This is a genomic window from Natronorubrum aibiense (assembly GCF_009392895.1).
Taxonomy (GTDB): Archaea; Halobacteriota; Halobacteria; order Halobacteriales; family Natrialbaceae; genus Natronorubrum; species Natronorubrum aibiense.
In genome coordinates this window covers 2,927,360-2,953,580 of the sequence record NZ_CP045488.1, presented here as the reverse complement: position 1 = coordinate 2,953,580, position 26,221 = coordinate 2,927,360, and the positions used below count along the sequence as shown (strand labels likewise).

The window sequence follows — 26,221 nt, the reverse complement described above, 5'->3', positions numbered from 1 at the left end:
CTCCTTCGACGACCCGTGTGCACGCGACTCGCGCGGACTCGGGACCGAGCCAGTTATACACGGCCATTGCCGAGTTCTGCTGTGGTCTCCGCCGAACCGAACACGCCCGCACAACCCGACCCGTTGGAGAGTCACAGCTACCGTATCACCGTCGACGACGGCCGCGAGTCGTTTTACGCCCTCAGCCTCGAAGACGCCTCGAGTGAAGAGGCGTGGCTCATGTCCGATACCGTCGTTGCACTCGACAACATGCGCTGAGCGCGTGCGTCGGCAGTCCGTCTCGAGCCCCGAACAGACGTCGGTCTGCGTTTCTCTCACGTCCCGTCAATCTGGAGACACGCGGTTCGCCGATAGCAACTCGCTTTAGGGGGCCGGACGTTGCCCTAACCGATGAGGCGACGGAGACTGTTGGCTGCCGGCGGCGCACTTGCGGGAACGGTGACGGCTGGCATCGTGAGCCGGTCGGCGGCTGACGACGGACTGTTCGCAGCGGCTCGCGAACCCGGCGATGATGGCGAACCCCAGCGGCGAACGGAACGACTTCTGCCGGGAACCGTCCACGAAACGCCGCTGTACGAGATCGACGCGCCACGCGATGGGCCCACGGTGATGGTTTTCGGCGGTGTCCACGGCGATGAGCGAAGCGGCATCGCGGTCGCCCGCGAGGTCACCGACTGGTACCCCGACGCGGGCACCCTCGTCGTCGTCCCCGAGACCAACCGCGTCGCCGTCGACAACGACGAACGTGAGGGCGAATTCGGCGACCTGAACCGCCACTTTCCGGCCGATCGAGAGCCGGAAACCGACCTCGCCCGCGGCATCTGGGATGCCGTCGTTGCCCATGATCCCGACGTCGTCCTCGACCTTCACCGCTCGCTCGGAATCTACGGGCTCCACCGAGAGTACGTCGGACAGCTGGTCCTCCACTCGCCGGACGCCCACGGCGAGACGCTCGCCGAGGCGCTCACCAACGACGGTGTGCCGTGGTATCTCCCGTTCCACCGATTCACCGCCCGCGAGACGAACCGCTCCGGATCGTTGCTCTTTCAAAAAGCCGCCCGCGACCTCGAGATACCGACGTATCTTTTCGAGACGACCGAGTTCCTGCTCGACCGCGAGACGCGAGTCGATCTGACGCGACTGGCGACCGCACACGTGCTCTCATTGCACGACGTGCTCGAGCCTGAGGTGGAACGATGACCGGCTTCCTTCGGCGGGCCGTCTCGAGTCCGGCGACGATCGCGACCTATCTGGCCCTCGTCGTCCCGTTCGCACTGGGCTGGCTCTCGACGGCGCTGTACTCGCCGCTCGCGCTGCCGGGGTATCTGATTTACAGCGTCGGTACGGCGATCGGCAACGCCATCGCGCCGCGCTTCGAGTTCTGGGTCTACTGGGTGCCGTTTCTCGGCGGCTGTTACGCGATTGCCGTCGCCGTCGGCGCCGGCTACGAGTGGTGGCGCGAGCAGCGCGCAGCCTCGAGTGGCGGTCTGTGACGACGGGCGATCGGTCCGCTCGGGACGGCCTTGCCGCGAATCAGTCCCTTTTTACGCCGCGGTGGGGAATCATCGGCTATGAGCTTCGAGGAAGACGACCAGGTCGTCTTACACGACGAGCACAGCGAGTTCGATGGAGAGACCGGAACCGTCACGCAGACGATGGAGTCGATGTTCGGTGACGTCACATACACTATCAGCTTCGAGGACGGACAGGAAGCCGGCGTTCCCGAGGATGCCCTCGAGGCAGCCGACGAGGACGCCGACGACGAAGACGAAGAATAAGCGAGTCCGCAGGGAGCGCCAGTTCCCGGCGACTCGAACCGCGACCGTCTCACACAGATGCCACAGATCCCGCTTCACTACGTCGATTTACGCACGTTCTGTTACGCCACCGAGGACGAGAAACGCGTCGAGGAGGCGCTGCGAACCTTCCTCCCCGAGGAGTTCGACATCGAGCGCGTCGAGAGCGAAGGCCACTACGGCGACCGCATTCTCGTCCTCTCGGCCCGCGTCGAGAACGCCGACGACGTCCGCCACGTCCTCGCCCGACTCGCCGACCTCGAGTCGTTCGATCAGTTGATCGACGAACTCGACGAGCGGGTCACCGAGAACACCGAACTCTTCTTACGACTGGACAAGCAGGCCGCCTTCGGCGGTGACGTCCGACTGGGTGGTGGGATCACGTTCCGTGCGAAGGTCGAAGCCTACCCGGCCAAGAAGGACCAGGCCGTCGAGAACGCACGGGAGGTCCTCGAGCGACTGCGCGACGAAAAATAATCGGTCGGGATCGGTGCCGCTCGAGGTGGCTGTTCGTGGAACTCGCCTAGCGGAGCCGACGAACCACTCGGAGCACCACCGACACCGCCGTTCCGAGCCCCGGGACGCGAGTGGAGGCAGCTGCTGCACCGAGCAACAGGAGGCCGCTGCGCTTGCGGCCGTTTGCAAACGCTACGGCGGCGTCGACGAGCGTCGAGACGACGCTCGCGTTTTTCAACAGATCAGTTCGATCTCGAGTCGTAGTCATCGTAGACGATCCGACGGCGCCCGTCGGCAAACGGTGGGTGCTTGCAGGCGTCGGCCCGCTCGAGGCTGCGACCGACCGAGCCGGGCCGATCCGTGAGCGCGGCGCTTTTGACGCCGGCCTGTGACCGTGTTCGTATGAACATCCACGTCGTCGGTGACGACCCAGTGCGTGCGGCCGTCGTCGCCGCGCTCGGAGACGTCGACATCGCCGTCGAAGACGCCAGTCCGGCCGACCTTGCGGACGCCAGATTCGCCATCGTCAGCGACGTCGCCGGCTCGGAGACGTTCGCTCGAGCGAGCGAGGCCGCGCGAGCGGGAAACACCCCGTGGATCGCCGTCGAGATCGGCGGCGTCGGTGGCTATCCGCTCGCCGATGTCGACGCGGCGATTTCGGGGTTCGCACCGAAGACGGGTTGTTTCGACTGTCTTCGCCATCGCGTCGCGTCGAATCTCGAGGAAGGAGCGACGAGCGACCGCCCACAGGCCGATCGCAGCGCCGTCCGGCTCGCGGGCGCGGTCGCCGGCCGGGAGTGTGTCCGGGTGCTCTCGGGCGAGGAGCGGTCGGTGATCGGCCAGACGGTCGAACTGCCCCACGTCAGACGGCGATTCCTTCCGGTGCCGGGCTGTGACTGCCAATCTACGCCCCGAACACGAACGCTCGAGCGCGACGACGACTCGCTTCCCCTCGATGCGGCCGTCGAACACGCCGAGGCGGCGATCGACGACCGCATCGGCATCGTCAAAACGATCGGCGAGGTCGAGTCGTTCCCCGCGCCGTACTATCTGGCGACGACGGCGGACACGTCTGGCTTTAGCGACGCCAGCGCGCCCACACAGGCCGCCGGCGTCGCCGACGACTGGAACGCGGCGCTGATGAAAGCCGTCGGCGAGGGCCTCGAGCGCTACTGCGCCGGCGTCTATCGGGACGACGACTTCGTCCACGCCAGCGAAGACGACCTCGAACGGGCCGTTTCCCCCACCGACCTCGTCCGACCCGACGATGCGCCCGCTTACGACTCGAGCGAAACACACCGCTGGGTACCCGGCGAAACCCTCGCGACCGGCGAGGCCGTCCACCTGCCCGCCGCGGCGATTCAGTTCCCCCAGCCCGGCGCGTCGCTCGTGCCGTCGATCACGACCGGACTCGGACTTGGCTCTTCGACCGTCGATGCGCTGCGTTCGGGACTGACGGAGGTCGTAGAGCGCGACGCGACGATGCTTGCGTGGTACTCGACGTTCGAACCGCTCGGACTCGCCGTCGACGACGACGCGTTCGCGACGCTCGAGCGCCGTGCACGGAGTGAAGGGCTATCGGTGACACCGCTGCTCGTCACGCAGGATATCGACGTCCCCGTGGTCGCCGTCGCCGTCCACCGTGAACCGAGCGCACTGGACGGCTCCGTCGACCCCGACGACGACGAGTGGCCGGCGTTCGCCGTCGGCTCCGCGGCCGGACTCGACGCCACGGCCGCCGCGCGGTCGGCACTCGAGGAAGCCCTGCAAAACTGGATGGAACTACGGAACATCGGACCCGAGGAGGCCGCCGACGCGTCGGGTGCGATCGGCGAGTACGCAGCCTTCTCCGACGCTGCACGCACGTTTATCGACGTCGACCAGTCGATTCCCGCCGCGAGCGTCGGTCCGGACCCGATCCCGACCGGCGAGGACGCACTCGAGGCGCTCGTCTCGCGAGTGACCGACGCCGGCCTGCTGCCTGCTGCGGCCCGACTGACGACGCGTGACGTCGACTCGATCGGTTTCGAGGCAGTGAGAGTCGTCGTTCCCGGCGCGCAACCGCTGTTTACGGGCGAGCCGTACTTCGGCGACCGAGCGCGAACGGTGCCCGAGGATCTCGGCTTCGAGCCGCGCCTCGAGCGGGCGTTTCACCCGTATCCGTAGAGACGGACAGCGGAGTGCCGTCGCTGTGGTCGGTCGCGTCGGCTCGGAAAACGGGTCGGCGCGGAGCTATTCGTCGGCCGTGTCGGTCTCGTTCGTCGTTTCGTTCGTGTCGGTCTCGTTCGTCGTTTCGTTCGTGTCGGTCTCGTTCGTCGTTTCGTTCGTGTCGGTCTCGTTCGTCGTTTCGTTCGCGTCGGTCTCGGTTTCGTTCGCAGCCGTCTCGTTTCCGCTGCCAGCGGCCGATTCGTTCTCTCTGACGTCGACTTCGAATTCCTCGTCGTAGAGCGTAATCACCACGAGTTCGGTGTTCTCCGTCAGCGAGACCGCTTCGACGTCCGACTGTTCGTCGTCGACGATTCGGGCGACGCGAAGGCTCTGGGCGGCTTTGTCGAGGTTCGGTGCGCCAACCGTCTCACCGGGCGAAACGGAGATGCTTTGCTGGTAGCTTTTTCGGTCTACGTCGCGCTCGTAGGCCTCGATGTGGAGGTTGTACGTCCGATCAGCTTCGCTGTGGATCTCGAGGGGGATAATCCCCTGTAGCCCGAAGTGCTCTTTGACGCCGTCGACACAGCCTGCAAGCCCAGCGGTCGCAGACACCCCGACGACCTGAAGTACCCTACGGCGGTTCACGGTCGCTTCTCGGGGGTGGACGAACGTAGGCGTTACCCTTCGCGGGCTCTCCCGTCCTCGGCGCTCGGTTGTCCGAGCGGCCTGTGAAATCGTGTGGTTTTATCTCGTGGTAGGAAAACACACGGATATGAAGAAAGTCACGATCGACGACGTCGACGTCGAACCCAATCCGATGGGGATCCACTCGGTTCGCCGGCCGATTTCACAGGCGCTCGGCATGACGGACTTCGCGATGAACTACTTCGAACTCGAGCCCAGCGAGTCGTTCTCGGGCGGCTTTCATACCCATCACGATCAGGAGGAAGTGTTCTACGTTCAGGAGGGGGTTGCGACGTTCGACACCGAAGACGGCGAGGTCACCGTCAAAGCGGGCGACGTGATTCGGTTTGCCCCGGGCGAGTTCCAGCAGGGCTACAACGACTCCGACGACCGGGTCGTCGGGTTCGCGTTCGGCGCCCCCGGTGCGAAACACGACTGGGAGGAAATCGAGTCGATGGTCTACTGTCGACACTGTGAGGCGGAGGTCGGTCACGGGCTCTCGCTCACCGACGAAGGCACGTTCCGACTCACCTGTGGCGACTGCGACAACTCGTTCGTTCTGGACTGACCGCCGACGCGTTCGATGGCCGGTCGCCGCTCCGGCTGCGCGCCCGCTTCAATTCCTTCCACAGCGTTGTCAGTAGATCTTCTTCGAGCGCCGACAGCCACGGTGGTTGTTGACATGTTAACAGACATTTTCTCGGGACGTCCGTACATGTTTATTAGTATCGCGGCGGTCGAGAGCGGTCTCACGACGGAGAGTGGTCGCCCCGAACTCGAGATGGTTCGGGCTCGAATCACTGTCGTAACCGCTTCGTGGACGGAACTGGCCGCACGACATGAGTGATAATAATGACACGAAATGGAATCATGGGTGTTATCGGTGTGCTCTCGCTTGGCGCACTGGTAACGGCAAATCTCGGGTTGTATCGGGTGTTTTCGTTCATCGGCGCTGCGTTCATCCTCGCGGTGATCGCCTCGGCTACGATCGAACGAGGAGATCGTGACTTCGATCTCGACCCGTACACTGGGCTGATCGGTGGGCTGACTGTGTTCTTCCTGCTCGGATTGGGTGGGATCTGGCTGACGTGGGAGCCGGGCGTGACCGAATACACCTACGTCCTCGGGATCCCGATTCCGACGCTCATTTACTTCGGGTTTATCTGGCTGTTGCCACTCACTGCCGCAGTCTACTACTCGTTGATTTTCGACCGAATCGCAGGCGAGGAGATCGTCGACGACATCATCGACTCGGCTCGCAAACACCAGCGCCAGACGTCGTTTCCGCTGGCACCGGAGCAGCCGTCACGGCCGACCGAAGTGGCGGACGGAGGTGAGGTGAACGATGAGTAACGCACCCGCCGTGCAGCCGATCCCGCTGCAGGAGGGCGGCATTCCCGTCGCCGACGATCCCGTTATTCTCGGGTTTGGGATCGTGTATCTGTTCGTCGTGATGCTGATCGGCGTCTGGGGCTGGATGCGAACGAACTCGACGAGCGACTTTCTGATCACCGGGAAAAACGTCGGGACGTGGGTGCTCGCGCTGACCGCGTTCTCGGTGATCCAGTCGGGCTTCGGGTTCGTGGGCGGCCCCGAACTCGTCTACTCGTTCGGGACGACCGCGCTGTGGATCTTCTTCACCGCGCCGCTTGGTTTCCTGCTTACGTGGGTCGTCCTCGCAAAGCGGATGCGGCTGATGGCGGACGTCCGGAACGTGTTGACCCTCGCGGACGCGATGTACGCCCGCTACGAAAGCGACACCGTCCGCGGCCTGACCGGACTCGCGGTCATCATCGGCGTGGTCGCCTACCTCGCGACGAACCTCGCTGCCCTCCAGTTCGTCATGCGGGCGATCTTCGGCATCCCCGTCATCTGGGGCCTGCTCGGCGGTGCGTTGATCTTGCTGTTGTACAGTATGCTCGGCGGCATGATCGCCGGCGTCTGGACTGACTTCCTGCAAGCGATCACGATGATCGTCGGAGCCGGCTTCGTCTTCGCCTACGCCATCTCATTCGGTGGCGGCATGGGCACCATCTCGCGAAATCTGGCGAGTGCGGATCCGAACCTCGTCTCTCCGTTCGGCGCGATGGGCTCTGCGAGTGCCGCCGTCCTCGTGGCGATCGCGTGGTGGATCCTGTTCTCCGTCGGTGCGGCCGGCCAACCCCACCTGATCACCAAGTTCTACATGAGTCGGAACATGACGATCCTGAAATGGGGTGCCCCCATCGCGGCGATCTCCTATGCCATCTCGAGTCTGATCGCGTTCTCGGCGGGACTCTCGATGCGGTCAATGGTCGAAGCCGGCGAGATCGGCGAGACGTTCGCCGCCTCGGAGGTCGGCCCCGTCTTCGTCCTCGAGTACACGCCGAGTGTCGTCGCCGGGCTCATCCTCGCGGCACTGCTCGCGGCGATCATGTCCACGAGCGATTCGTTCCTCAACATCGGCGCGGCAGCCGCCTCGCGGGACATCCCGCGAGCGCTCGGCCACCCGATCAAAGACGACCAGACCGAACTCCGCGTGACACAGGGTGCGCTGGCCGGGCTGACGATCCTCTCGACCGGCGTCGTCTACTACTCCGACGCGCTGGTCGGCATTCTCGGCACGATCGGCTGGGGCTTTTTTGCCGCCGCGTTCGTCCCCGTCGTCGTCTTCGGGCTAAACTGGAAGGGCGCGACGAAAGAAGGAGCGATCGTCGCACTGGTCGCCGGACTCGGCATCAACATCGTCTTTAGCGCCGTGCCGATGGCGCTCGAGGTCGCCGGCTTCGACGGGCTGGCGGCATCGATCATGTGGTGGTACCCATACCCGGACGTCTTCCCGGTCGGCACGGTCGCACTGTTGGTCGCCACCGCTCTGTTCGTCGGCGTCTCGGTGTACGTCCAGACGGTCGCAGCGGACCGAAGCGTGCCCACTGACTTACACGCGCTGCTCGAACGATGACACCGTCCCTCGAGACTATGACAGAGACCGATACCCCGATCGCCCGACTCACGCACTGGCTCCGTCAGCGGCCGAACTCGATCGAGTTCTGGGAGCTGGTCGTGACCGACGATCGCGTCGTCTGGTGTTTCGTCGGCGAATCGTACCGGTCGATGCTGTTGCGAGCCGATATGGGCGAGCGCGACCGGGCCGTCGTCGACGACAGTCGACCCGAGGAACTCGAGGATCTCGCCGAGGAGAACTTCGCCGTTCCGCTCGAGGCCCTCGAGTCAATTCGGCTCCTCGAGGGGACCCGCTTTCGCCGCGCCAAACTCGAACTCGAGTGGCGTGACGACGTCGACACTCGATACGGAGGGCAGATGACGCTGGTCAGCACCAGCGACGCCGCCTCCCAGCGAGACGTCGTCGCGTCCCTCGCGGATGATCCACGCTTCGACCACGTCGACGTCGCGATCGAGACGCGACGCGTGCCGTTTTTCTGACGACGCGGACAACCCTCCGCGTTCGGCTGTCACGATGTCTCGAGGACGTCGTCGGCCGGATACCTTTTTAGGCAGAACAGTGAGTGTCCGTGTATGTCCACGGATGATCCGTCGACGGTCGAGATCGATACGACACTCTTCATTACGGTCTCCGGCCCACCGGGCTGTGGGGCGACGACGCTGTGTGAACAGCTCGCCGAGGCGATGGGCTGTCCGTACGTCTCGGGCGGGGACATCTTCCGCGAAATCGCGGACGAACGAGAGCTGAGTCTCAATCAATTGACGGCGAAGGCAGAGGAGTCCGACGAGATCGACCGGGCGCTCGATCAGCGGCTGCAGGCGATCGCCGAGGAGTGGGGGACGGCGAACAAACCGTTCATCCTCGAGTCGCGCTTAGCCGGCTGGCTCGCCGGCGAACGCGCCGACCTTCGGATCTGGCTGGATGCTCCCGAGCACGTCCGGCTCGATCGTATCGAAGACCGCGTCGAGACCGAAGCCGAGATGCGCGTTCGGGAGGTCAGCGAAGCCGGGCGCTACAAGTCCTACTACGAGATCGACATCGACGAGCGCGAGTTCTACGATCTCAGCATCAACACCGCCCGCTGGAGCAAACGCAGCGTGTTCGAACTCGTTCGTGCCGCACTCGAGGAGTACGATCCCGAAGTCGACGAGGGAGCGTTCTCGACGCCGCCTGTAGAGCTGTAACTCACAGGTCATCTCGGGCCCGCGTTCTGTCCGCTGGGCCGCAGGTGTCGTCGACTCGAGGATCCTGGTCGATGATTGGCGATCCTCGCCTTTGCTCTCTGCGTCGGTTTTTTCTTGTTCGGTGTCGACACTTCTCGAGGTATGGTATATCACGTCACAGCCGAGGGTGAGACGGATGCGGACGCACGCGAGTCGTTTTCGTGGGACGTCCCCGACGATTTCAACGCAGCCGCAGATCTGGTCGGCAAACACGACGGTGATCAACCCGCGCTGGTGCAGGTGGCCGACGACGGTTCGCGGACGACGTACACGTTCGGCGACCTCGATGCTCGATCGAACGCCGTTGCAAACGCCCTCGAGGCTCGCGGCGTCGAACGCGGCGACCGCGTCGCCGTCGTCGTGCCACAGAAGCCAGCGAACGTCCTCACCCATCTCGCCTGCTGGAAGCTGGGTGCGATCTCGCTTCCCCTGTCAGTGTTGTTCGGCGACGACGCGCTCCGCTATCGGTTGACTGACAGCGACGCCCGCGTGGCCGTCGTCGACGCCAGCCAGCGCGAGACGATCCACGAGGTCGCCCCCGACTGCTCGGCACTCGAGTCCGTCCTCGTGGTCGACGGCGACGGCGGTGGTTCCGACGACGAACGCGCTACTGATGACGGAGTTTCGATGGAGCAGTTCGACGACGCGATCCACTGGGAGCGGACGACGTTCGAGCGCGCCGATACCGACGTCGACACGCCTGCGATCATCATGTATACGAGCGGCAGCACTGGCGATCCCAAAGGCGTCCTCCACACGCACGGCGTCTGGCTCGGCCACTGCCCGGCGTTTCAGCTGTACTTCGAGCGCGACGTCCGCGACGGCGTTTACTGGACGCCCGCCGACTGGGCCTGGATCGGCGCGCTCGGCGATCTCGTCTTCCCCGCCTGGCACTACGGACAGCCGGTTGTCGGCTACCCGATGGGGTCGTTCGACGCCGAGCGCGCGTTCGAACTCATGGCCGCGGAAGCCGTGACGAACGCCTTCCTCCCGCCGACCGCGATCCGCATGCTGATAGACGTCGACGAACCGACCGAGCGCTACGACCTCTCGCTCGAGGCGATCTGTTCCGGCGGCGAACCCCTGACGAACGAAATCCTCGAGTGGGCCGACGAGGAACTCGCGGGAGTGGTCGTCAACGAACTCTACGGCCAGACGGAGGCGAACCTGCTCGTCACGAACTGCCGGGAGTGGTTCCCGGCGAAGCCGGGGAGTATGGGCAAGCCGGTGCCGGGCCACGAGGTCGCGGTACTCGACCCCGAAACGGGCGAACGAGTCGACCCGGGATCGGTCGGTGAAATCGCGGTACGTCGCGATGACGATCCCGTGATCTTCGAGGAGTACTGGAACGAACCGGCGAAGACGGACGCGGTGACGCTCGTGGACGGCCCGGACGGAGACCGTTGGCACCGTACCGGCGACCTCGCCGAGCGAGACGACGACGGCTACCTCTGGTTTGCCGCTCGAGACGACGATCTCATCATCACGAGCGGCTATCGCGTCGCGCCACGGGAGGTCGAAGAAACGCTACTCACACACGAGGCCGTCTCGCAGATCGGGGTCGTGGGCGTGCCGGACGAGACGCGCGGCGAGATTATCAGGGCGGTCGTCCAGCCCACGTCCGAGGCAGCGGCGACCGACGAGTTACGGGCCGACCTTCGCGACCTCGTCCGCGAGCGGTTGGCGGCCTACGAGTACCCGCGCGAAATCGAGTTTCGTGACGAGTTACCGACGACGACCACCGGGAAGATTCGGCGGACGGAACTCACGGCGGAGTGAGTCGTCTTAGTTGCTGTCAGGCGAGTAGTTCGGTGCTTCGTCGGTGATGACGACGTCGTGGGCGTGGCTCTCTGCCTGACCGGCTGCGGAGACGCGGACGAATTCAGCCCGTTCCTTGAACGCTGGGATCGTCTCGGCACCGACGTAGCCCATCCCCGACTGCATTCCGCCGGCGAGCTGGTGGAGTTCGGATTTGAGCGTCCCTTTGTACGGCGTTGCGGCTTCGACACCCTCCGGAACGTACTCGTCGTCCTCGTCGGGCTCGTCCTTGAGGTATCGGTCGCTGTCGCCGGATTTCATCGCGCCGACCGACCCCATGCCGCGGTACTGCTTGTACTTCTTGCCGTTCATCGTCACGACGCGTCCGGGGGCCTCCTCGGTGCCGGCGAAGTACGAGCCGAGCATGACCGCGTCCGCGCCGGCGGCGATCGCCTTGATCGCGTCGCCCGAGTAGCGGATGCCGCCGTCGGCGATCACGGGCACGTCGTGTTCGTTCGCGACGTCTGCGACCTGCGCGACAGCGGTGATCTGGGGCATGCCGGCACCCGAAACGATTCGGGTCGTACAGATCGAGCCGGGACCGATCCCGACTTTGATGCCGTCCGCGAAGTCGACGAGATCCGCGGCCGCCTCGCGGGTCCCAACGTTGCCGACCACGACGTCGGCGTCGACGGCCTCTTTGATCTCTCGAGCGCCATCGATGACATTCAAGTTGTGCGCGTGGGCGGTGTCAATAAAGAGCACGTCCGCGCCGGCTTCGTCGGCGGCTTCGGCACGGTCTTGCTCGAACGGGCTGACGGCGACGCCACAGCGCAGCCGGCCGTCCTCGTCGCGGACGGCTTCCTTGTACTCTCGGCGCTGGAGGATACCCTGCATTGTCACGAGACCGACGAGCAGGTTCTCGTCGTCGACGACCGGCACACGCTCGATCTTGTGATCGTACATCAGGTCGAACGCGTCACGGGGGTCGATCTCCTCGGGTGCCGTGATGACTTCGTCAGTCATCGCCGCGGTGACCGGGTCGTCCTCGTTGACCTCGAGGTGAGGCCGGATGTCGGTACTCGAGATGATCCCGAGCACTTCACCCTGGGTGTTGACGACGGGTGCGCCGCCGACGCCGTTGCGGGCCATCCGTTCGTCGGCCTCCCGGACGCTCATCTCGGGATCGACGGTGACAACCGACTCGAGGGGGATGATGAGCTCGTCTGCGCTTTTGACGCGCTCGATCTCTTCGACCATCTGGTCGATGTTCATGTTGCGGTGGAGGACGCCGAGACCGCCGTGGCGGGCCATTGCGATCGCCATCCCGCTTTCGGTAACGGTGTCCATCGCCGCCGAGAGGATCGGGACGGAAACCTCGACGTTTTTGGAGACGTTCGAGGTGAGATCAGCGTCGTCCGGTTCGACGCGACTCTCCTTCGGCCGAAGAAGGACGTCATCAAAGGTCAGTGCTTCCGGTACGGTCAGTTTCGAAGAATAGGGCTCGTGCTCGGGAACGTCGTTCGCCATGTAAAGCGTCCGAACCCGTGGGCAAAAAGCGTTGCGAGATATATTTGGCTGTGAACGGTTGTCGAGGCCGTCGGCGGCCGATTCGGTGTGTTCCTTGTCGGCACGAAACCGACAGCAGACACCACTCGAGGACGGTTCAACCGTCGTTCGTTCGCTGGAATCGGCGTGCCAGTCAGCGACGTCTCGAGTCGCAGGCGCCGCCGCTATGGCGGTCATACGCGACGATTCTACACTGTGTCGGGGCACAGGCGTGTCGTCGACGTGTCGCTGTGGAGTGAGACGCTGGAGGTTGTTCTCTAAAAAAGACGTTTGTCCACTTGAAGACGGTTTCAACTCTGAATTTCAACCTCGGTCTTGTACATTTGTCTGCAGATCTGTGCCACAATGTCGAAAACGCATCGAGTTGTGCAACGGGTTCCCACACAACGTTTATTGACACTCCTGTGTATTCTCCGAGTATGTACGCTGTGAGTTCCAGTGAATCCCGGATCGGTGGTCGGATGAGTCGACACTCCGCCTCCAAATTTACATCCGGGAATCTGAATACAAAACTCACAGCACGAGGTCGCAATCGGACGAACTGGTGGCTCGCCCACCAGACCCTTCGGGATCGTCCACCCTATTACCCACCGGCCTCGGGTCACGGCCATCGTCCCTGACCGATGAGTACGTCACGACATCCGGTTGCACTCCGCCTCGAGCGGTTAGTCGGTGGTGACGCGCGTCTGCTGGCGCTCGTGATGATGTTACCCCTGATCGACGGGGTCTTCCCGGCGTTGATCCTCGCGGGCGCGCTCGATGACCCGCTTGGAGCCGTTCAGGTCGGCCTGTTGATCTTCGGCGGTAGCGCCACCGTTGCGGTGATCCTTGCCGAGATGACCGGCACGCCGCGCGAGCAGACAGCGATCGTGCTGATCGTCGGTATCCCGCTGATACTGCTCGCAGCCGTTCAGGCCGCCCTCGCACCGGCGATCGGGAGTGTCCTCGACAACGTCATCATCACGCGCTTTGCGGCGCTGGTGATCCTCGCGATCGCGGCCAAAACCGCGAGCGCGACGATTGGCGAGTACCTGCCAAATCCCGTCGTCATCATCGGGCTGGGACTCGTCGCGAGTTTCGACCCCAACGGCGCGTCGATCGTCCTGATGGACGATCCCGCACTCGTCGCCAACGCCGTCCTCGCCGCGGGCGTCGGCGTCGGCTTCGCGCTCTCGATCGCCCTCGGCGGGCCGTATCTGCGCCAGTACATGGACATCGACCGTTTCCGCTTCGGCAGCGCTGTCGCACTCGGTTTGCTGCCGCTGTCGATGCTCGGCATGGCCTTCGGACAGGCCCCCCTCGCCGCCCTGATCGTCGCCGCCGTCTTCGCGATCGACCTCCCGTTCGAGCGCGACTCGAGCGAGTCGGATGACGACCTCGCAGCTGAGATCGGACCGGTGGCCGACGGTGGTGGCGAGGAGCCGGCACTCGAGGTGGACGCAGACGTGGCCGACGAGCCCGAACCGAGTACGTATCCGGGCGACGACTCGACGGATACCGAGGGGCGCGCCCCGTGGCTGTGAGGCGATTCCGAATCGAAACCACTTTAGGCAACATCCCCCAACAGAGGAACGAGGGGTCGTGGCCAAGCCAGGGATGGCGACTGACTCCAGAGGCAACGCGCCCGGGACGACACTCCAGACTGATATACTGATCGGACACCTGATCAGTGTCCGTGTGATGACCCTCTGGAGTTCCGAGGCGCACCGGAGATATCAGTCGATCGGGGGTTCAAATCCCTCCGACCCCATTTCCTCACTGAAATCAACTTCGTGATCGACGAGCCTGTGTCTCGAGCCAACGGGGAGTCGCATGGCGGTTACGGTTTCGAGACGGGCACAGACGTGGATTGACTCGACGCTGAACGACGAGACCGCCCAGCGAGTCGCTCGAGTCAGTCTGGATCGACTATCGTAATCCCGAACCGAGTGACACACGTATCGCACGACGGCTGTACGATGCGGTGTGAGTAGCGACTCGCACGTCTCCCTCGAGTCGCCGTTCGCAGCGACACCTGTGACAGCCGCGGACGTGTCGCGTTCGAACGCTGCGGGTTACGATTTCGCTCCTTCGGACCGGAACAGCGCACAGTTCGGGCACCACACGGAGCGGTCCGCTCGGATCTTCTGTCTGCCGCCGCAGTCGGGACAGCGATCGTCCGAATACTGAACCATGCCCTCCTGTCAGCAGAGCCAGACAATATCCTTTGCGGTATTAATTTCTACCTTCTGACCCGCAATAAAATATTTGGATGAATTGACTGTCACGTGATCGAGTGGGTCCGCATGTGGGGTAACTGGCGTACTCGAGTAGGCCAGCGAGCACAATGCTGGCAGCCGTTTTAGGCCCGTGGCAGTCGTCCCCACGATATGAGCCAGACAGCTGACTCGCAGTCACCGATGCCGGTGCGGACGGCCGCGTTCGCCGCTGCGCTGGGGGCCTGGATCCTCTGGTCGGGCGTCATCCTGACGGGGACTGGGCTGATAATCGCGAACAATTTCGTTGTGGGAGGACTGATCGCCTTTTTTGCCGCGTACACGGCAGGGTGGCCCAACGGAGGGCGACTGCCGGCGATCGTCGCGCCGGCGCTCGTGGTCGTTTTCGGGCTGTGGACCGTCGCCGCTCCGTTCGTCCTCGGGGTGACCATCGACCGAGTGCTTTGGAGCAACGTCATCTCGGGAGTGCTAGTCGTGTTGTTAGCCGCGGGCAGCGTCTACGGAAGTTGGCATCTCACGCAGTCCTCGACGACGGGTGTCTGACGGGCCGCAGCAGGCCCTGTCGCTGCCGATCATAACAGAACCGTGACTGATCAGGGGTGATCTATATAGCCGCTGGTCGCGTACCCGTTTCGATGACTCCCCGAATCCCCACCCGGACTGGCGACCGCGAGCGGAGCCATGACGCAGTCCGAACCCGTCTCGAGGAGACGACGATGCGCCTCGAGCGGGCCGAGTCCCAGCTGCGGGACGTGACGGATCGGCTGGAACGGACGGAATCGAAACTGCAGCTGCTCGAGCGGACGCTCCACGCTGTCGCCCGACAGTCGAACGTGTCGATCGGCGGGCCGTGTGACCGCTGTGAACGGAGTTGCCTCCTGATCGCTGACGGGATGATGCAGTGTCCGTCGTGTGGGTTCCGCCGATCGATCTGACGGGTGTCGCGACGGGGCCGATCGATGCCGTTCCACCTGACAGTCATCCGTGGCGCAGGCTGTCTCGACACGGGGTTTATCCGATTCAAGAGCGAGCAGGAAACATATGAGCGATCGAGCGGACGCCACTGGACGGACGTTCTGGGGAGACGTCGACGACGACGTGGCGCTCCAGCGATATCGGGTGCTCGTCGAAACGATCGACGACGGTGTCTATCAACTCGACACCGAGGGATGCATCGTTGCAGTCGACGAAACCATCGTCGAGACGACGGGGTATGACCGCGAGAAACTCGTCGGTGAGCACGTCTCACGGCTCGTCGACGATCGCGACGCCGAACAGATCGACCGCACGATCCGTTCCCAACTCGAGGTCGACACCGAACCCGACTCCCTCGAGGTGACGATCCAGACGGCAGCGGGCACGCGACTGCCCTGTGAGGTGCGCCACAATGCGGTGACGGAGGGTGACGAGTGGACCGGGACGATCGGTGTCGTTCGCGACCGACAGGGATCTCTCGAGTCGGCAGCGACGTCGTTCGAGTCGATCGCGAACGTCCTCGATGAGGCCGACGTGGGCGTGTTAATCCTCGACGAGGACTTCACCGTCAGATGGGCCGATGAGTCGATCGCGACGTACTTCGGCTTCGACCGCGAGGCGATCATCGGATGGGATAAACGGACGCTGATCGACGAGCGTCTCAAAGAGCGGTTTGCCGATCCAGACACGTTCGCCGAGACCGTGTTCGCGACGTACGACGACAACACGGGTGTCGAGCGCTTCGAGTGTCGAGTGACCGCCGACGCGGCGACGGTGCGGAAAGAACGGTGGCTCGAACACCGGAGCAAACCGATCCAGTCGGGCCAGTTCGCCGGCGGCCGGGTCGAACTCTACTACGATATCACCGATCGGAAGCGCTCGGAAGGCGCACTCGAGGAGAGCGAGAAGCGGTTTCGTTCGCTGGTCGACGCAGTCGAGGAGTATGCGATCTTCCGACTCGACCCGTCGGGCCGGATCAGCAGCTGGAACGAGGGGGCGAGACAGATCAAAGGCTACGACAGCGAGGAGATACTCGGCGAACATATCTCGACGTTCTACACCGACGCCGACCGAGCGGCGAACGTCCCCGAACGGATCCTCGAGCGCGCGACGAAGACCGGATCGGTCGAGGACGAAGGGTGGCGCGTCAGAAAGGACGGCTCGCGATTCTGGGCGAACGTAACGCTCACCGCAGTCACGGACTCCGACGGGACCCATCAGGGCTACCTGAAGGTGACTCGAGATATGACCGACCGCCGCGAGCGCGAACAGCAACTCCAGCGCGAACGCGATCTAATCGATCGGATCCTCGAGGCCAGTCCGGTCGGGACCATCGTCTTCGATGTGGACGGCACGGTGACTCGCGTCAACGACCGGTACCGGGAAATCTTCGGGGACGACGAAGACGAACTCGAGACGAACCCGTTCTCGAGCGACCTGGTGTACGACGAGAGCGGCGAATCGGTTTCCAACACGTCCCATCCGTACACGCAGGCGTTACGGACGGGTGAATCGGTGTCCGATCGCGTCCTCCGAGTCGAACCGGAGACGGAAACTGACGAGCGCCGGTGGGTCGTCGTCAACGCCGTCCCGATCACCGACGACGCGGGGTCGGTCGACCGGGTCGTCGCGACCGCCGAAGACGTCACCGCCCTCAAAGAACGCGAACGTGAACTCGAGAGCGAACTCGAGTCGATTCTCAGTCGGATCACCGAGGCGTTCTACGCACTCGACGACGACTGGACGATCACCTACGCAAACGACCGCGCGCACGAAGTCATCGGTTTCGAGGGGGACCAACTTCTCGGGCGAAATCTCTGGGAGGTGCTCGAGTGGGGTGCCGATTCGAAGCTCAGGCGGGAGTACGAGCACGCAATGGCGGCTCAAGAGCCGACGTCGTTCGAACTCTACTATCCCGACCCACTCGAGACGTGGTTCGAGACCCACGCCTATCCGTCCGAGACTGGACTGTCGGTCTACTTCCGTGATATCACCGAGCGAAAGAGGCGAGAGCGCAAACTCGCGGAGTCGGAACGCCGGTATCGGACGCTCGTCGAGAACTTCCCGAACGGAATCGTGGCTCTGTTCGATCTCGACCTCGAGTACACGCTGGCTGCCGGAAAGGCCTTCGCGGACATCCCCGTCAAACCGGCCGATATCGAGGGCAAGCACGTCCGGGACGCGTGGGACGAGTCGATCGCCAATGTGCTCGAACCGGCGTTCGAGGCGGCTCTCGACGGCTCGAGGCAGTCGATCGAGCTCACGTATGCCGGACGGGAGTGGGTCGTTCGGGTCGTTCCGATCGTCGACGAACAGGGTGACGTGTTCGCCGGAATGACGATGGCACAGGACGTTACCGAACGCAACCGTCGCGAACGAGCGCTGCGGGAGGAACGAAACCTCGTCGAGCGAATCATCGATACCAGCCCAGTTGGGATCGTCACGCTCGACGCGACGGGGAGTCTCGAGCGGGTTAACTCTCGTGCACAGGACATCCTCGGCTACATGGAGGCAGAACTGGGCGATCTCACACGGAACCTCGACCAGTTGGATCCGATTCGACCGGATGGGGAGCCGATCTCGCCGCCCGAAGCGCCGCCCGTTCGCGTCTTCGAAGACGGCGAGACGATCCACGACCTCGAGTTGGGGATTCGCCGGGCCGACGATCAGCGGATCTGGGTGTCAGTGAGTGCGACCCCCTTAGAAGACGACGGTGAGATCACTGGCGCAGTCATCACGTTCGCCGACATCACCGAACGAAAGGAGTACCAGCGCAAACTCGAGGCGTCGAACGAACGATTAGAACAGTTCGCCTACGCTGCGTCCCACGATCTACAGGAGCCGTTACGGATGGTCTCGAGTTACCTCCAGTTGATCGAGGATCAGTACGCTGACGAACTCGATGCAGACGGCCGGGAGTTCATCGAGTACGCCGTCGACGGCGCTGATCGAATGCGCGAGATGATCGACGGACTGTTGCAGTACTCGCGTGTCGAGACGCAAGGTGATCCGTTCGAACCGGCCGATCTCGAGCTGGTCATCGATGACGTTCTCGAGGATCTCCGCCTCCGGATCGAGGAGTCGAATGCCGACGTCACAGTCGGCGACCTGCCGACCGTTCGCGGTGACAGCGACCAGCTTCGACAGGTCTTTCAGAACCTCTTTTCGAACGCGATCGAGTACAGCGACGACGACCCGCCCAGAATCGACGTTACAGCTGAACGGATCGAATCCCGCTGGCAGATCGACATCTCGGATAACGGGATCGGTATTGAACCCGACGAGCAAGAACGCATTTTCGAGGTGTTTCAGCGCCTCCACAGCCGTGAAGAGCATCCGGGGACGGGAATCGGACTGGCGCTCTGTCAGCGGATAATCGAGCGCCACGGCGGCGAGATCTGGGTCGACTCCGAACCCGGCGAGGGATCGACGTTCTCGGTGACGCTTCCGGCCGTGACCGGTACCGATATCCACTGATAGTCACTGCACACCGCATCGCACGACAACTGTGCGACATGTGTGTCACTCGGTTCCGTTGTGACGATAATGCGTCGACTGCCGGATCCGACGTTTTATAGTTTTGCGACTGATCGAGCAGTCGACGATGGGAGCGGTTCGAACCGTTACGGTTGCCTATTGTAGAGAGCGACGGTGTTACGAAACGTCTCGGCCGAGGATAGCGGTCCCCGTTTGCGTCGTCAGTTGGTTCGCCGAGACGAGAAAATCGATACCGGCAGCCCCGCATTCCCTGTCGACCAAGTTCCACAACCCGGTCGGCTAAATATTTGCCCACAACGCTCTTATAGCTTTTTGGCACTGTCTATCACTGAGAACATCAGTGAACGAATCACACGTCACTCCGTCGATGACATCTTTCGAGCGATGTATCGCCGTGGCTGGGCAGTGTAATCGACCACAGGGTTCTGATTATTCGTTCGACTACGACTGGTTACTTTCGAAGAAATTATGGTAAAACGAACAGTATTCTGAACTGGGAGGCGGGAAAGGCTACCGGAAACCCAACGGGTCTATAGATCTTTGTGGTGGGTTTTCCTGATGACGACAGTCGTCGAACTCGAGATTCCGGCTGACCGACTCGGGGCTGCTCGGACGTTCGAGACGGTTCCGACGTTCGAGTGCCAGATCGGCGGGATGATCGGTGATTCGCCGCCGCTGGTCTGGACGTCGGGCCCGGACATCGAAACCGTCCGCGAAGCACTCGAGGCGGATCCCTCGGTCGACGTGATCGCGAGTTTAACCGATGGCGACCGCGAACAACACCCCGTCGACGATGACGAGCGCGACCGGTGGTTGTTCCGACTCGAGTTCGGAGATGCCCTCAAACTGTTCCAGCAGATCGTCGCGGAAAACGAGGGGGCGATTCTGGCGGCCTGCGGTGAGGACGGGACGTGGGCGGTCAAGCTGCTCTTTCACGAACGAGAAGCGCTCTCGGAGTGTTACGCGCTGTTCGAACAGTACGAGTTCAACGTCGAAGTCACGCGTCTCGCCGGCACGAACGATTTCGCGAGCGCGCAGACGCCGCTGACACGGACACAGTATGAGACGATCTGTAAGGCCCACGAACTCGGCTACTTCGATATACCCCGCAAGATCACGCTCAAGGAACTCGCGGCGGAACTGGACGTATCACACCAGGCGCTTTCCGAACGGCTCCGCCGGTGTCACGCTGCACTCGTCACCGCCGAGTTAACCGACCGAATGCAACCGACGCCGATCGATCTGTAGGGCTTCCCGTCGTTTCTTGCCGTCCATCTTTGTCCCTCGCCGGTGCTTACAGGAACCCCGTATATCGCGCTCGGCCGACACCGATACGGCTGCGGTGGCCAGCGATAGCTGACAGAACCGTAGTTTTCTCGCTCTGCTCGGACAGAAATATTGGGTTATTGTAATTCACTCATAACAATTGGACATATGTATAGTCTAAACTCGAGAACAGTCGTATCTGCCCTAGTGGATAGTTTTATTATTGGACGTAACAAAAGATGTGTTGTCGGCGTGGTAGCTGATCCCCGCGATGCACGATCGAGTGCACCGACATGCGCCGATAGATCACTCGTGCTCAATCACAGTGGCCACTCGTGGCTGTGTGGTCACGCTCATGAGATCCGACGGCCGTTTTTCATGGCCGTCTTCCGTTTTCGAGTCGCACCGTGTGTCGACTCGAGCGCCCGGAACAGCCAAAATACTTAACTGTTCTCTGCGGGGGTAGTACCGACGATGGTGAGTTCTGCGTCCCAAACCGACGTGACCGATGGCCAAGGCGTATCTCTGGACGCCGAACCCGACGGCGTCCCGGCGCAACTCGAGCCGGATGACGTCTACCACATCTTGCAGACACGTCGCCGGCGTGACGTGCTCCGCTATCTCCACCGCACCGAGGGACGAGTTCGACTGCGTGCGCTCGCCGAACAGGTCGCCGCCTGGGAAGCGGGGACGACGGTCGACGACCTGACCTCGAGCCAGCGCCAGCGTGTCTATATCTCGTTGTATCAGACACACCTCCCGAAACTCGACACGCATGGGATTATCGACTACGATAAGGATCGGGGAACGATCGAGCCGACACCGCTTGCCGCCGACCTCGTGCCGTATCTAACCGGACTCGAGTCGTCGACGGACCGCGATCCATGGCCACGACGGTATGCAGCCGCGATCGGCAGCTGTGGACTTGTTCTTGCGGCGATTTCGGTCGGTCTCGTCTCGATTCCGTGGGCCCTCGCAGCGGCAGGCGTCACCGTCGTCATTGCGGCGGTGACGACCGTCCACGCCTACGCCGTTCGGGAGAACAGTGAGTCGAACTCGAGGCCGCAGTGACAAGCCCACGGCGACGGTGCGACGACCGTCAATCGGCGCGGGAAACGGGTGTCGCCGTGTTGCTATTGGTAGGGACGGCCTCGAGCGCTCGATGGGCGTAGAACGCGACCGAAAAGTCCTGCGGGCTGGGGATCGCACAGGCGAGCCAGCCGATCCCGACCGCCGTTGCGAGCGGCGACTCGACCGACAGGTGGCCACTGACTCCCAGCCCGAAGACGGGAATCGCGAGGACCAGCGGCGCGAGTGCAGCAATTCGGAGGACCGTAGCCGACTCCCGGCCAGTCGGGTGCGGCTGGACGACGGCCCACGGACAACTCGTCACGAGTCCGATGATGCCGTCAGTCCGTTCGGGGGCGAAGGTCACGGTGTACTCGACGCGGGCGAGACCCAAGACCAGCGCGTGCGTACACTCGTGAGCGACCAATCCGAGGAGGACCGTACAGACGAGCAGACCGCCAGCAACCACCACAGTTCCACTCATTGGACGACGGAAGCGAGACACCGAGTTTCCCAATTCTGTGCTGCCATCTCGCGCGTTCGAAAGGACGAACCAGAACTGAAAGTCGATCCGGATTCACCTGTGTAGATATTAAGTACGAGCGACCGAACCCGAGCCGACAGGTCGCCGCCATCGGCCTCGAGCCCCCGTCGTCGGCCCGCCGTGAGCGCGTTCACGTCTGAATAGAGAGCGCGGCTCGAACACACTGGTCTGTTGTGGCGGTGCGACTGCCAAGAGCGGTCGAACGCGGCCAGCCAAGGATTAAGTATTGTGTTGTGGTATCACCGACCATGGCGTCTAGTCAACCGCTCGAATTCGGTCACGACGACCGAAAACAGATCTACGAGTACGTCGAGCGCCACGGGGCGGTGGATCCGGACGACACGCGCCGGCACCTCGGTATCGAACCGGGTGCGTTCCGACACCATGTTGCGATCCTCAAACGCGACGGGCGACTCGAGGAAGCCGACGGGACACTTCGGGTGACGATCGATGCGGGGGCCGAAGAGGAGTACGTCGCCGACGACCTCGAGTTCCACATCCGGCCGGCCAGACAGGAAGACCTGACGGGGATCATCGGCGCGATTCGGCAGGTCGCCGAAGAGAAGACCTACATCGAGGCCGAAAGCGTCGCCGACGAGATCGACCACCAAGAGGCCCTGCTCCGGCACAACGAACTCGAGTCGCGGATGTTTTTCGTCGCCACCGTCGACGATGAGGTCGTCGGATGGGTCCATATCCACGCCCCAGAACTCGAGAAACTGTCACACACCGCCGAACTCACCGTCGGCGTCATCGAGGAGTACCGCGGGCACGGGATCGGCTCCCATCTCCTCTCACGGGGCCTCGAGTGGGCCGGTGCGAACGGCTACGAGCGCGTCTACCAGAGCGTTCCCTCGAGCAACGACGACGCGATCGCGTTCCTCGAGGACCACGACTGGGAGATCGAGGCGATCCGGGAGGACCACTACAAACTCGATGGCCGGTACGTCGACGAGGTGATGATGGCGCTGGAACTGTAGCCACGCTCCGCTCGCGTTACTGGTTCGACCGCGACCGCGGCCGATGAGCGAACGCACGGGCTCCACGTACCTCGGCTTCTCGAGACTCCCAGTCCCGTTTGCGACGCAGGACTCCCGCCGTTTTTGCCGTCATTTCCCGATTTCCACGCGTAATCCAGCGCTGGAATCGAAAGACAATTTGAACGGACGATGCTACGGGAAGGCATGCTTTCGATCGCGCTTGCCGGAAAGCCAAACGCCGGCAAGTCCACGTTCTACACTGCGGCGACGATGGCGGAGGTCGACGTCGCCAACTACCCCTTTACCACCATCGACGCCAACCGAGGCGTCAGCTACGTCCGGACCGAGTGTCCGTGTCTCGAGCGCGACGAGCGCTGTAACGCCGACAACTGCGAGGACGGCAAGCGCTACGTCCCGATCGAACTGTTAGACGTCGCGGGACTCGTCCCCGGCGCTCACGAGGGGAAGGGGCTCGGCAACCAGTTCTTGGACGAACTCACGAACGCGGACGTGATCGTCAACGTCATCGACGCCTCCGGCGGCACCAACGAGAAGGGCGAACCGGTCGACGTCGGCGAGCACGACCCGCTCGAGGACATCGACTTCGTCGAAGAGGAGATGGACCTTTGGCTGGCCGGCATCGTCGAGCGCAACTGGGAGTCCATCGAACGAAAATCCCGATCGCCTGATTTCGACATCGACGACGCGCTCGCAGACATGCTCTCTGGCTTCGGTGCCTCGCCGACCCAGATCGCCATCGTCTTGCGGGACCTCGACTACCCCGACGACCCCATCCAGTGGGAAGACCACCACCGCGAGGCGCTCGCCCGCGACGTCCGCCAGCGCACCAAACCGATCGTCGTCGCGGCGAACAAGATCGACGTCGCGCCACAGGAAAACGTCGAGAAACTGCTCGAGCTCGACAAACCCGTGATCCCGACCACCGCAGAGGGCGAACTCGCACTCCGCCGGGCCGCGGACAACGGCCTCGTCGACTACGACCCCGGCGACGAGAGCCTCGAGATCGGCGACGACGTCACCGACGCCCAGCGCGAGGCTCTTGAGGGACTCGCCGAGACGATGGCCGAGTGGGACGGCACCGGCGTTCAGTCGGCGCTCGATTACGCCGTCTACGATCTGCTCGAGCACATCACCGCCTATCCGGTCGAGGACGCCTCGAAGTGGTCCGACGGCAGCGGCAACGTTCTTCCCGACGCCTTCCTCCTGCCCGACGGCTCGACACCAGTCGATCTCGCCTACGCCGTCCACTCCGACATCGGCGACGGCTACCTCCATGCCATCAACGCAAAGACCAGCCGAGAGGTCAGCGACAGTTACGAACTCGAGGAAGGTGACGTAATCAAGATCGTGAGTACTAATTGAGACCTTTCACACAAACCACTACTTCTATTTGCGTTTTAGTCTCGCGCGGTGATTAGTACAAGAAACGATGGAACGCTGTAGATTGGAATCTACTCTATCAAGACAGATTCGCCTCGTCTCGCGTTTTTCGATAGTCGTGTTCCATACCCAACAGTTATGTGGGGCTGCTCTATCGGGTAACCAAGACGACCCCAAGAACTGCGAACGCGATCCCGGCAAGCCTCGTTATCGTAACTTCGTCTCCGAGGACGACCATACCGATGATGGCTGCGACGACGAAGTACATCGCACCGAGAGTAGAGACGATTGTCGTTGACCCTCCGGAGAGGCCAACGTACATCGAAATAAGACCGATTCCGGTGAACAATCCGGCCGTGCCAGCGAGCAGCCCTCCTCTCGCAGTAATGGTGAGCGATGCGTCTGAAACGATAATGAATACGAGCGCAAGGGGTCCCGCAACCAGATAGGAAATTGCGGCGGCCGTCCTCGGGTCGATGGACTCCGACGCCGCGTTGCCCAAGACGACCCAGATTCCCCACGTTACCATCGTAATCGAACCAAAGAAAACGGCCGAATCTATCTCGGGGAAACCCATCAGTATTCGATCAACATCGCCACTGAAAAACATCTCCCCCTTCATTATCTGTGATTCTTAAATAGCCTCCGTTCAAGAATAGAGCGCGCTAGTGTGCTGTATATGCGACACGGCTCAACGAACAGATTCCGCCGCTCAGTTCGTATCCGTAGTGAGCGTTTCAGATGAGTGGAGCCAGCGGCTCGAACCAGACTGCGGCGACGAGAACGGCCAGAAACACGTACGAGCCGCGGATGAGCAACATCGTCGCGATTTCGGGCGTGGCTCGCCGGGCGATAGTCCCGACTGCGGCAAAGGCGAGCGCCGCGAGCATCGCTGTCGGGGGAAAGACTCGAGCGAGCGCGAGGGCGACGACGGTGAGCAACGCAGCCCCCATCATCCCGTAGGCGATCGTGTGCGCGCGTCGGGGCCCGACTAGCACGGCGACGGTTCGCTTCTCGATCGAGCGGTCGTAGTCGTAATCCTGTGCGTCGTCGATGACTTTGATCCCTGAGAGGAGCACGAGAAAAACGAGCGCAAAGCCGAGCGGAACGGCGGTGATCGTCTCGGCCTGAACGTAGAACCCGCCGACGAGCGAGAGCGCGATGCCAAGCGGGTAACCCACCGTCGCCGTCACGGGGTGCATATCGAGTTGGGGGGCGTGGTGGTAGGCGATCACCCACGTCGGCAGCACCAGCGCGGCTGCGACCCAGTCGACGAAGACGAACAGGAGGAGACAACACAGGGCAACGGTTGCTGTCGAAAGTACGAGTGCAACCCGACAGCCGCGTTCGGTCAGCGGGTGGTCGTCGTCCTCGCCGCGGACGTAAAAATCGACGTAGCCGTCTTTGACGTGGGCGGTGTAGACCGCTGCGAACATCGCGACGACGTGGACCACTGCGAGCGTCGCCTCGAGGCGCCCCGCCAGAATCGCCCCGAACAGCGAGGCTGCAAGCGGCGGCGTCATGAACACGGGATGCACCTGCGACCAGAACGCCCGCGCGGTCGCGTCGACACCGCGGTCGGCTCTCGCGAGGGCCATGCCTCGAGCGACAACGAACTGAGATATAATACCCCACCCGGCCCGGCAGTCGGTGCAACCGGCAGTTGACGAGACGGATCCCCTTCCGAAACGCACA

At 62.9% G+C, this 26,221-nt stretch carries 27 protein-coding genes and 1 tRNA gene; 21 read left to right on the top strand and 7 right to left on the bottom strand.

Features of this window, described 5'->3' with window-relative positions:
- Positions 1 to 81: 81 nt before the first annotated feature.
- From GCU68_RS21375 to GCU68_RS14570, 5 genes are all read left to right on the top strand, one after another.
- Positions 82 to 258, top strand: a complete 177-nt coding sequence (locus GCU68_RS21375; RefSeq protein WP_168927101.1) for a hypothetical protein — start codon at positions 82 to 84, stop codon at positions 256 to 258.
- A gap of 132 nt (positions 259 to 390) precedes the next feature.
- A complete protein-coding gene (locus tag GCU68_RS14585; protein ID WP_152942802.1) occupies positions 391 to 1,200 on the top strand; it encodes a succinylglutamate desuccinylase/aspartoacylase family protein in 810 nt (269 codons plus the stop codon).
- Complete coding sequence (locus GCU68_RS14580; protein ID WP_152942800.1) at positions 1,197 to 1,493, top strand: hypothetical protein; 297 nt, start codon at positions 1,197 to 1,199, stop codon at positions 1,491 to 1,493. Before GCU68_RS14585 ends, GCU68_RS14580 begins: the two co-directional genes overlap by 4 nt.
- 78 nt (positions 1,494 to 1,571) lie before the next feature.
- Positions 1,572 to 1,778 carry a DUF1918 domain-containing protein gene (locus GCU68_RS14575; protein ID WP_152942798.1) on the top strand — a complete coding sequence of 69 codons (207 nt, stop codon included), beginning with the start codon at positions 1,572 to 1,574 and terminating at the stop codon, positions 1,776 to 1,778.
- A 57-nt stretch (positions 1,779 to 1,835) separates the two neighbouring features.
- On the top strand, positions 1,836 to 2,273 hold the full coding sequence (locus GCU68_RS14570) for an RNA-binding protein (RefSeq protein WP_152942796.1): 438 nt from the start codon (positions 1,836 to 1,838) through the stop codon (positions 2,271 to 2,273).
- A 46-nt stretch (positions 2,274 to 2,319) separates the two neighbouring features.
- Here the strand turns inward: GCU68_RS14570 and GCU68_RS14565 are convergent, their stop codons facing one another.
- Positions 2,320 to 2,520 carry a hypothetical protein gene (locus tag GCU68_RS14565; RefSeq protein WP_152942795.1) on the bottom strand — a complete coding sequence of 67 codons (201 nt, stop codon included), beginning with the start codon at positions 2,518 to 2,520 and terminating at the stop codon, positions 2,320 to 2,322.
- Positions 2,495 to 2,662 (bottom strand): hypothetical protein, encoded by a 168-nt coding sequence (locus tag GCU68_RS14560; RefSeq protein WP_152942793.1) that lies wholly within the window; start codon positions 2,660 to 2,662, stop codon positions 2,495 to 2,497. The genes GCU68_RS14565 and GCU68_RS14560 overlap by 26 nt, the downstream gene beginning before the upstream one ends.
- On the opposite strand from GCU68_RS14560, the gene GCU68_RS14555 reads away from it, so the two are divergent.
- A complete protein-coding gene (locus GCU68_RS14555) occupies positions 2,655 to 4,418 on the top strand; it encodes a YcaO-like family protein (RefSeq protein WP_152942791.1) in 1,764 nt (587 codons plus the stop codon). The two genes, GCU68_RS14560 and GCU68_RS14555, sit on opposite strands and share 8 nt — an antisense overlap.
- 66 nt (positions 4,419 to 4,484) lie before the next feature.
- Here the strand turns inward: GCU68_RS14555 and GCU68_RS14550 are convergent, their stop codons facing one another.
- Complete coding sequence (locus GCU68_RS14550) at positions 4,485 to 5,045, bottom strand: hypothetical protein (RefSeq protein ID WP_193565055.1); 561 nt, start codon at positions 5,043 to 5,045, stop codon at positions 4,485 to 4,487.
- 127 nt (positions 5,046 to 5,172) lie between these two features.
- On the opposite strand from GCU68_RS14550, the gene GCU68_RS14545 reads away from it, so the two are divergent.
- From GCU68_RS14545 to GCU68_RS14520, 6 genes are all read left to right on the top strand, one after another.
- The gene (locus GCU68_RS14545) at positions 5,173 to 5,652 is read left to right on the top strand and encodes a cupin domain-containing protein (protein ID WP_152942789.1); all 480 of its coding nucleotides are present in this window, start codon (positions 5,173 to 5,175) and stop codon (positions 5,650 to 5,652) included.
- A gap of 284 nt (positions 5,653 to 5,936) precedes the next feature.
- Positions 5,937 to 6,437 carry a hypothetical protein gene (locus GCU68_RS14540; protein WP_152942787.1) on the top strand — a complete coding sequence of 167 codons (501 nt, stop codon included), beginning with the start codon at positions 5,937 to 5,939 and terminating at the stop codon, positions 6,435 to 6,437.
- Positions 6,430 to 8,025, top strand: coding sequence for a sodium/proline symporter (locus GCU68_RS14535; RefSeq protein WP_152942785.1), 1,596 nt, complete (start codon positions 6,430 to 6,432; stop codon positions 8,023 to 8,025). The genes GCU68_RS14540 and GCU68_RS14535 overlap by 8 nt, the downstream gene beginning before the upstream one ends.
- A gap of 17 nt (positions 8,026 to 8,042) precedes the next feature.
- Positions 8,043 to 8,507 carry a hypothetical protein gene (locus tag GCU68_RS14530; protein WP_152942783.1) on the top strand — a complete coding sequence of 155 codons (465 nt, stop codon included), beginning with the start codon at positions 8,043 to 8,045 and terminating at the stop codon, positions 8,505 to 8,507.
- Between the two features lie 93 nt (positions 8,508 to 8,600).
- Positions 8,601 to 9,212, top strand: a complete 612-nt coding sequence (cmk, locus tag GCU68_RS14525) for a (d)CMP kinase (RefSeq protein ID WP_152942782.1) — start codon at positions 8,601 to 8,603, stop codon at positions 9,210 to 9,212.
- 141 nt (positions 9,213 to 9,353) lie between these two features.
- Positions 9,354 to 11,030, top strand: a complete 1,677-nt coding sequence (locus tag GCU68_RS14520; RefSeq protein ID WP_152942780.1) for an AMP-binding protein — start codon at positions 9,354 to 9,356, stop codon at positions 11,028 to 11,030.
- Between the two features lie 6 nt (positions 11,031 to 11,036).
- Here GCU68_RS14520 and guaB read toward each other — a convergent pair whose 3' ends face one another.
- Positions 11,037 to 12,539, bottom strand: coding sequence for an IMP dehydrogenase (guaB, locus tag GCU68_RS14515; RefSeq protein ID WP_152942779.1), 1,503 nt, complete (start codon positions 12,537 to 12,539; stop codon positions 11,037 to 11,039).
- 662 nt (positions 12,540 to 13,201) lie between these two features.
- On the opposite strand from guaB, the gene GCU68_RS14510 reads away from it, so the two are divergent.
- The 7 genes from GCU68_RS14510 to GCU68_RS14480 all read left to right on the top strand — a co-directional run bounded on the left by GCU68_RS14510 (position 13,202) and on the right by GCU68_RS14480 (position 21,604).
- A complete protein-coding gene (locus GCU68_RS14510) occupies positions 13,202 to 14,101 on the top strand; it encodes a DUF5794 domain-containing protein (protein WP_152942777.1) in 900 nt (299 codons plus the stop codon).
- Positions 14,102 to 14,153: 52 nt separating this feature from the next.
- Positions 14,154 to 14,328: transfer RNA gene (locus GCU68_RS14505), tRNA-Trp, on the top strand.
- A gap of 619 nt (positions 14,329 to 14,947) precedes the next feature.
- On the top strand, positions 14,948 to 15,337 hold the full coding sequence (locus GCU68_RS14500; protein ID WP_152942775.1) for an SPW repeat domain-containing protein: 390 nt from the start codon (positions 14,948 to 14,950) through the stop codon (positions 15,335 to 15,337).
- A 92-nt stretch (positions 15,338 to 15,429) separates the two neighbouring features.
- Positions 15,430 to 15,729 carry a hypothetical protein gene (locus GCU68_RS14495; protein ID WP_152942773.1) on the top strand — a complete coding sequence of 100 codons (300 nt, stop codon included), beginning with the start codon at positions 15,430 to 15,432 and terminating at the stop codon, positions 15,727 to 15,729.
- A 106-nt stretch (positions 15,730 to 15,835) separates the two neighbouring features.
- Positions 15,836 to 19,246, top strand: a complete 3,411-nt coding sequence (locus GCU68_RS14490) for a PAS domain S-box protein (protein ID WP_152942772.1) — start codon at positions 15,836 to 15,838, stop codon at positions 19,244 to 19,246.
- Between the two features lie 579 nt (positions 19,247 to 19,825).
- Positions 19,826 to 20,515 (top strand): helix-turn-helix domain-containing protein, encoded by a 690-nt coding sequence (locus GCU68_RS14485; protein ID WP_152942770.1) that lies wholly within the window; start codon positions 19,826 to 19,828, stop codon positions 20,513 to 20,515.
- A 492-nt stretch (positions 20,516 to 21,007) separates the two neighbouring features.
- Positions 21,008 to 21,604, top strand: coding sequence for a DUF7344 domain-containing protein (locus GCU68_RS14480; RefSeq protein ID WP_193565054.1), 597 nt, complete (start codon positions 21,008 to 21,010; stop codon positions 21,602 to 21,604).
- A gap of 28 nt (positions 21,605 to 21,632) precedes the next feature.
- On the opposite strand, the gene GCU68_RS14475 is transcribed toward GCU68_RS14480, so the two are convergent.
- Positions 21,633 to 22,085, bottom strand: coding sequence for a hypothetical protein (locus GCU68_RS14475; protein ID WP_152942768.1), 453 nt, complete (start codon positions 22,083 to 22,085; stop codon positions 21,633 to 21,635).
- Positions 22,086 to 22,393: 308 nt separating this feature from the next.
- Between GCU68_RS14475 and GCU68_RS14470 the strand changes: the two genes are divergently transcribed.
- Both GCU68_RS14470 and GCU68_RS14465 read left to right on the top strand, forming a co-directional pair.
- Positions 22,394 to 23,125: a GNAT family N-acetyltransferase gene (locus GCU68_RS14470; protein ID WP_152942766.1), complete on the top strand. Its 732-nt coding sequence runs from the start codon at positions 22,394 to 22,396 to the stop codon at positions 23,123 to 23,125.
- Between the two features lie 204 nt (positions 23,126 to 23,329).
- A complete protein-coding gene (locus GCU68_RS14465; protein ID WP_152943735.1) occupies positions 23,330 to 24,508 on the top strand; it encodes a redox-regulated ATPase YchF in 1,179 nt (392 codons plus the stop codon).
- 169 nt (positions 24,509 to 24,677) lie between these two features.
- Here the strand turns inward: GCU68_RS14465 and GCU68_RS14460 are convergent, their stop codons facing one another.
- Together GCU68_RS14460 and GCU68_RS14455 are read right to left on the bottom strand one after the other, a co-directional pair.
- A complete protein-coding gene (locus GCU68_RS14460) occupies positions 24,678 to 25,103 on the bottom strand; it encodes an EamA family transporter (protein ID WP_152943734.1) in 426 nt (141 codons plus the stop codon).
- 160 nt (positions 25,104 to 25,263) lie between these two features.
- Positions 25,264 to 26,124, bottom strand: a complete 861-nt coding sequence (locus GCU68_RS14455) for a UbiA family prenyltransferase (RefSeq protein WP_152942764.1) — start codon at positions 26,122 to 26,124, stop codon at positions 25,264 to 25,266.
- Positions 26,125 to 26,221 lie beyond the last annotated feature (97 nt).

Excerpts from the sequence above, each read along its gene's own strand:
- GCU68_RS14585 (WP_152942802.1), top strand. The coding sequence starts at position 391 with ATGAGGCGACGGAGACTGTTGGCTGCCGGCGGCGCACTTGCGGGAACG.
- GCU68_RS14580 (WP_152942800.1), top strand. The coding sequence starts at position 1,197 with ATGACCGGCTTCCTTCGGCGGGCCGTCTCGAGTCCGGCGACGATCGCG.
- GCU68_RS14575 (WP_152942798.1), top strand. The coding sequence starts at position 1,572 with ATGAGCTTCGAGGAAGACGACCAGGTCGTCTTACACGACGAGCACAGC.
- GCU68_RS14570 (WP_152942796.1), top strand. The coding sequence starts at position 1,836 with ATGCCACAGATCCCGCTTCACTACGTCGATTTACGCACGTTCTGTTAC.
- GCU68_RS14565 (WP_152942795.1), bottom strand. The coding sequence starts at position 2,520 with ATGACTACGACTCGAGATCGAACTGATCTGTTGAAAAACGCGAGCGTC.
- GCU68_RS14555 (WP_152942791.1), top strand. The coding sequence starts at position 2,655 with ATGAACATCCACGTCGTCGGTGACGACCCAGTGCGTGCGGCCGTCGTC.
- GCU68_RS14560 (WP_152942793.1), bottom strand. The coding sequence starts at position 2,662 with ATGTTCATACGAACACGGTCACAGGCCGGCGTCAAAAGCGCCGCGCTC.
- GCU68_RS14545 (WP_152942789.1), top strand. The coding sequence starts at position 5,173 with ATGAAGAAAGTCACGATCGACGACGTCGACGTCGAACCCAATCCGATG.
- GCU68_RS14540 (WP_152942787.1), top strand. The coding sequence starts at position 5,937 with ATGACACGAAATGGAATCATGGGTGTTATCGGTGTGCTCTCGCTTGGC.
- GCU68_RS14535 (WP_152942785.1), top strand. The coding sequence starts at position 6,430 with ATGAGTAACGCACCCGCCGTGCAGCCGATCCCGCTGCAGGAGGGCGGC.
- GCU68_RS14530 (WP_152942783.1), top strand. The coding sequence starts at position 8,043 with ATGACAGAGACCGATACCCCGATCGCCCGACTCACGCACTGGCTCCGT.
- cmk (WP_152942782.1), top strand. The coding sequence starts at position 8,601 with ATGTCCACGGATGATCCGTCGACGGTCGAGATCGATACGACACTCTTC.
- GCU68_RS14520 (WP_152942780.1), top strand. The coding sequence starts at position 9,354 with ATGGTATATCACGTCACAGCCGAGGGTGAGACGGATGCGGACGCACGC.
- guaB (WP_152942779.1), bottom strand. The coding sequence starts at position 12,539 with ATGGCGAACGACGTTCCCGAGCACGAGCCCTATTCTTCGAAACTGACC.
- GCU68_RS14510 (WP_152942777.1), top strand. The coding sequence starts at position 13,202 with ATGAGTACGTCACGACATCCGGTTGCACTCCGCCTCGAGCGGTTAGTC.
- GCU68_RS14500 (WP_152942775.1), top strand. The coding sequence starts at position 14,948 with ATGAGCCAGACAGCTGACTCGCAGTCACCGATGCCGGTGCGGACGGCC.
- GCU68_RS14495 (WP_152942773.1), top strand. The coding sequence starts at position 15,430 with ATGACTCCCCGAATCCCCACCCGGACTGGCGACCGCGAGCGGAGCCAT.
- GCU68_RS14490 (WP_152942772.1), top strand. The coding sequence starts at position 15,836 with ATGAGCGATCGAGCGGACGCCACTGGACGGACGTTCTGGGGAGACGTC.
- GCU68_RS14485 (WP_152942770.1), top strand. The coding sequence starts at position 19,826 with ATGACGACAGTCGTCGAACTCGAGATTCCGGCTGACCGACTCGGGGCT.
- GCU68_RS14480 (WP_193565054.1), top strand. The coding sequence starts at position 21,008 with ATGGTGAGTTCTGCGTCCCAAACCGACGTGACCGATGGCCAAGGCGTA.
- GCU68_RS14475 (WP_152942768.1), bottom strand. The coding sequence starts at position 22,085 with ATGAGTGGAACTGTGGTGGTTGCTGGCGGTCTGCTCGTCTGTACGGTC.
- GCU68_RS14470 (WP_152942766.1), top strand. The coding sequence starts at position 22,394 with ATGGCGTCTAGTCAACCGCTCGAATTCGGTCACGACGACCGAAAACAG.
- GCU68_RS14465 (WP_152943735.1), top strand. The coding sequence starts at position 23,330 with ATGCTTTCGATCGCGCTTGCCGGAAAGCCAAACGCCGGCAAGTCCACG.
- GCU68_RS14460 (WP_152943734.1), bottom strand. The coding sequence starts at position 25,103 with ATGGGTTTCCCCGAGATAGATTCGGCCGTTTTCTTTGGTTCGATTACG.
- GCU68_RS14455 (WP_152942764.1), bottom strand. The coding sequence starts at position 26,124 with ATGGCCCTCGCGAGAGCCGACCGCGGTGTCGACGCGACCGCGCGGGCG.